General features: G+C 67.7%; 6 protein-coding genes and 1 pseudogene. 1 reads left to right on the top strand and 6 read right to left on the bottom strand.

The window, feature by feature from the left end:
- Positions 1-353: 353 nt before the first annotated feature.
- Positions 354-638, top strand: coding sequence for a hypothetical protein (locus VIB55_RS01320; RefSeq protein WP_331874857.1), 285 nt, complete (start codon positions 354-356; stop codon positions 636-638).
- 26 nt (positions 639-664) lie between these two features.
- Here the strand turns inward: VIB55_RS01320 and VIB55_RS01315 are convergent, their stop codons facing one another.
- From VIB55_RS01315 to VIB55_RS01290, 6 genes and pseudogenes are all read right to left on the bottom strand, one after another.
- On the bottom strand, positions 665-910 hold the full coding sequence (locus tag VIB55_RS01315) for a hypothetical protein (RefSeq protein ID WP_331874856.1): 246 nt from the start codon (positions 908-910) through the stop codon (positions 665-667).
- A 43-nt stretch (positions 911-953) separates the two neighbouring features.
- Complete coding sequence (locus VIB55_RS01310; RefSeq protein ID WP_331874855.1) at positions 954-1,217, bottom strand: hypothetical protein; 264 nt, start codon at positions 1,215-1,217, stop codon at positions 954-956.
- 14 nt (positions 1,218-1,231) lie between these two features.
- Positions 1,232-1,591: a hypothetical protein gene (locus VIB55_RS01305; RefSeq protein WP_331874854.1), complete on the bottom strand. Its 360-nt coding sequence runs from the start codon at positions 1,589-1,591 to the stop codon at positions 1,232-1,234.
- Entirely contained in the window at positions 1,588-1,803 is a 216-nt protein-coding gene (locus tag VIB55_RS01300; RefSeq protein WP_331874853.1) for a hypothetical protein, read from the bottom strand. The genes VIB55_RS01305 and VIB55_RS01300 overlap by 4 nt, the downstream gene beginning before the upstream one ends.
- The gene (locus VIB55_RS01295) at positions 1,800-3,161 is read right to left on the bottom strand and encodes a replicative DNA helicase (RefSeq protein WP_331874852.1); all 1,362 of its coding nucleotides are present in this window, start codon (positions 3,159-3,161) and stop codon (positions 1,800-1,802) included. The genes VIB55_RS01300 and VIB55_RS01295 overlap by 4 nt, the downstream gene beginning before the upstream one ends.
- Positions 3,158-3,934: pseudogene (locus tag VIB55_RS01290) on the bottom strand (hypothetical protein); the annotation flags it as partial. The pseudogene VIB55_RS01290 and the gene VIB55_RS01295, both read right to left, overlap by 4 nt.

Genomic DNA, 3,934 nt, shown 5'->3' with positions numbered 1-3,934 from the left:
GGTTGTGGCCGAGGGACTTCACCGCCAGCTCGTACGAGCCACACCAGTTCAGCACCCGAACCACCCCGTCCGGGCAGCGGGCGACGACCGCGTGCGAGTAGCTGCGGCTCGTGGACTTCGTGATCGTCTGGCCGTCCACCGTCACCGAAACCGTCTGCTTCTTGCTCGCCATGATCCGCCGCTCCACTCGTCAGGGTTGACCGCGCCGGTAACCATCGGTTACCTTTGTGGGGAGAATGATAACCGTTGGTTACCTCCCCGTCAAGGGGGGTTTGTAACCGCGAGTTATCAGAGCCCAGAAAGTGGCGACGTTTGCTGCGCTCTCTGCCCTCTCTTACCTTCGGGGGATGAACGTGCGCGACCTTATCCGAAGCACCCGACTCAGCCTCTCCGAGCTTCAGGACCGGACCGGCATCTCCATCCCGTACCTGAAGCAGCTGTCGGCGGGGAACCGGAATGCGGGGCCCGACGTGGCGCCCAAGCTCGCCCCCATGTTCCGCGAGCGAGCGGCCGAGTTGCGGGAGGAGGCGCCGCGCACCGCCGCCCGGATGCTTGCGGATGCGGATGCGCTGGAAGCCGCCGCCGCGACCTTGGATCCGCCCGTGCCCCCCGTGGACGACCCCCCTCCCAACCTGTAAACATCCCTTACAGGTTGGGGCCGGGCTCACCAGCCGTTCGCGTGGTAGTCGTCCATCTCGGGAGGCATGTAGCCGCCCTCACTCGGCACCGGTGCGTTGTCCCCTGCGGCCGGGCACGGCTCGTCATCGTCGGCGTCCTCGTGGTCAACCCCGCAGTCCCCGCACATGTAGCCGTGCTCCGACGAACCGTACTCGCCGTTGCCGACCCACCGGTGCGTCGCCGCTGACGCGTCCCCCACCTGCAGGTCCACCACGGGTACGAGGGGCGTCACCTCCACACGCCTCGGTAGGTGCCCCACCAAGGGGAGTAGGCAGTCATCGCACATCGTCGCCTCCCGCGTCCGCTGTCGTGTCGGGCCGCGCCACGCCCGAGCAGCCGATCCGGTTCAGGCGGCGGTCTTCAAACGCCCCGTTGCTGGGAGTCCAGAACGCCCAACCGCTCTGCCACCACAGGCTGTCACCCTCGTTGATCGTGCGGGACTCCGGCGTGCGTTCCACGTAAATCGCGCACTCGTCGCCATGGTTCGGCTCCCGCGTGTTCACCCACACGCGGTCGTCCAGCACGATCGTTTCGATCACGGTCCCGCCTACGCTCATCTGTCCACCTCGTGTCGTGAGTGAGTCACCAGCCTCTCGCCGGTGACGATCAGGTATCGCCCCTCTATCCAGCGGTCGTACAGGGCACGTGCCTGGGCCGCCATCTCGGGATCAACTGCGTCCACGGGCCAGTGCGCCAGGAGGGCGGCGATATCGGCGCAGTCGGACGGCGCGCCGTCTCCGTGGTACAGCCTCAGTGCTCGCCTGCCCATGTCCGCCGTGATCCCCAGGTCGTGAGGCGACGTACCTGGCACGGGCCACCTGCCGACCGTCTCCATCAGCTCGTCGCGGAGCGTCGCCGGCGGCGTCTTGCGGAAGCCGATCCCGCTGGCCGCGCTCGTTCCTGATCGGCTCATGCGGCCAAGTCCTCCCAGTCGGCGGAGAGGTGACCGCAGGCAACCAGCTCCAGCCGGACGATCCCGCGAATGACTGCGTAGTCCATGGGGGCGAAGTCCCTCCCGTCCGGCCCGGCCCATGTGCGGAACGCCCCCTCCCAACCCGGCTCGTCCTCGCGGCGCCAGTGGCACATGAAGCGGTGCGCCTCCCACTCGCGCGCTTGGGGCTTCATCGGTAGTCCTGCCGGCGTGAGAGGTCGGCGAACTTCGTGAACTCCTTCTCGAAGGCGACGGGCACCGGCCCCGTCCACCCGTCGCGCGCCTTCCCGATGATGACTTCAGCCAGGCCGACGAGGCTGTTCCCCTCCTTGTCGGTGTCGCCGAAGTAGTACTCGGGGCGGTACAGGAACATGATCGTGTCCGCTTCCTGCTCGATCTCCCCAGCCTCGCGTAGGTCGCTCATCATCGGGCGCTTGTCCGGTCGCTGCTCCACCTGCCGGGACAGCTGCGAGAGTGCGATCATGACGACGTTGAACTCCATGCCAATGTCCTTCAGGGCCTGAATGTTATTCGCCACCTCGCGCCGCGTATCGCCCTTCGCAGCCGGGTCCCGCATCTTCTGCAGGTAGTCCACGATCACGACTTCAGGCGCCTGGCCTTCCGGGGACTCGCGGCGCAGTCGGTGGAGCCGCCGGGCGAGCGTCGCCGCGGTGATCCCGCTCGTGTCGTCCACGTGCAGGGGCATGCTGTGCACGTACCCGAACGCCGTCCCGATCCGGGCCATCTCGTCATCGAGCGCACCCCCGCGGGCCTTGGCTTCTTTGAGGTTGACGCGCGACTCCGACGCGAGGATGCGCGAGACCACGCCGCGGCGCTTCGTTTCCGGGCTGAACAGCGCGACCGTGCGATTTTCAGTCAGCGTGGCATGTGCGGCGATGTTACAGACGGCCATTGCCGACTTGCCCATGCTCGGGCGGGCCGCGACAACAACCAGCTCGCCGGGCATGAACCCGCCCGTGCGCGCGTCCACGTCGGCCAGCCCGGTCCGTACGCCCTTCACCTCGGCCGGCGTGCCCCACGTCTCCATCTCGTCCAGCATCGGCCCCAGCAGCACCCGCACGGGCACCAGCGCCGCGGCTTCGGTTCTCACCTCCGCGTCGGCGATCAGCCGTTCGACGTCGCCGTGCACCTCTTCCGGGGACCGGCCCGCAGCTGAGGCGATCAGATCCACAGCGGCCGAGCATGCGCCCGCCAGCTTCCTCAATGCGGCGTGGTCCACGACGATCTTGGCGTGCTGCTCCAACCCCACCGACGTCGGCACCGCATCCATTATCGACGCGATGAACTGCATGCCGCCGGCTTCTTCCAGGGCGCCACGATTCCGCAGCTCAGTCGCGAGAGTGAGGGCGTCCACCACGTCGCCGCGCGCGTCGATCGCGAGCATCGCGGCGAACGCCTTCCGATTCCCCGGGCGGTAGAACATCCACTCCTCCAGCTGCTCGCCGGCGATTTTCACGGCGTCAACGTCAATGAGCATTGCGCCCAGCACGGACAGCTCTGCCTCCGCCGAGTAGTGCACGCCCCCCGTCATGCGGTCTTCCTTTCGGTTTTGATCTCGTCTGCCAGGAGGGTCAAGCACCTCCACCGCACGGACTTTTCATAGCTGCGGGTGCCAGGGGTCAGGTGCGCGTACTCCGCTTCCGCCGCCTTCCGGATGCGAGCTCGCGTCACCTGGTCTGCCCCCTCCCACTTCGCAACCATCGCCACTCGCCACGCCTCCCGCTCGTCCTGCTCCCGCTGCTTCCGGTCCTCGCGCTCCTGGTCGAGGCGGAGCGCGCGCCGCGTCGCGTCCTCACCCTCTCGCTCCGCCGCCGTGACCGGCGATGCGCCGGCGGGCCTGCCGCGGTTCTGCCGACGTGCGGCCTCTCGCAGCCAGTTGCGGAACGTGGCGTCCCAGTCCATCCGGCCTGTCGGGAACGTGTGGTCGCGCATCTCGTCAGCGCAGGTCGCCACGTCCACACCCAACGTCACGGCGAGCCGCCGGTGTTCGTCGGTGTGCTGCCACTCGGCCGGGCACCGCCGGAGCGGCCGCCTCTCGCCTTTCGTGGACTTGTCATCCCCGCGTGTCTCATCGCCCGGCGAAGCCGGCGCGCCCTGAGAGGGGTTCTGCTTTCCTGCTTTACCTGCTTTACCTGCTTCTATTTTGGCTCGCGTGCGGCTCGCGTCCGGCTCGTCTGCGGCTCGGAGTGCGGCCCCGTCTGCGGCTCGCGAAGTCTGGTAAGTGTCATAGTTCAGTAGGACATACGTGGTCCCGTCTGCGGTCTTACGCCCGGCTCGGATTCTGTCCATGCTCGGATCGGCCAG

It is taken from the genome of Longimicrobium sp., assembly GCF_036554565.1.
In the GTDB taxonomy this organism is placed as follows: Bacteria; Gemmatimonadota; Gemmatimonadetes; order Longimicrobiales; family Longimicrobiaceae; genus Longimicrobium.
Note: the sequence above shows the minus strand (reverse complement) of the source record. Positions and strands in the feature narration are given on the sequence as shown.

Coding starts and splice junctions, on each gene's coding strand:
- VIB55_RS01295 (WP_331874852.1), bottom strand. CDS start 3,161: ATGACGGGGGGCGTGCACTACTCGGCGGAGGCAGAGCTGTCCGTGCTG.
- VIB55_RS01300 (WP_331874853.1), bottom strand. CDS start 1,803: ATGAAGCCCCAAGCGCGCGAGTGGGAGGCGCACCGCTTCATGTGCCAC.
- VIB55_RS01305 (WP_331874854.1), bottom strand. CDS start 1,591: ATGAGCCGATCAGGAACGAGCGCGGCCAGCGGGATCGGCTTCCGCAAG.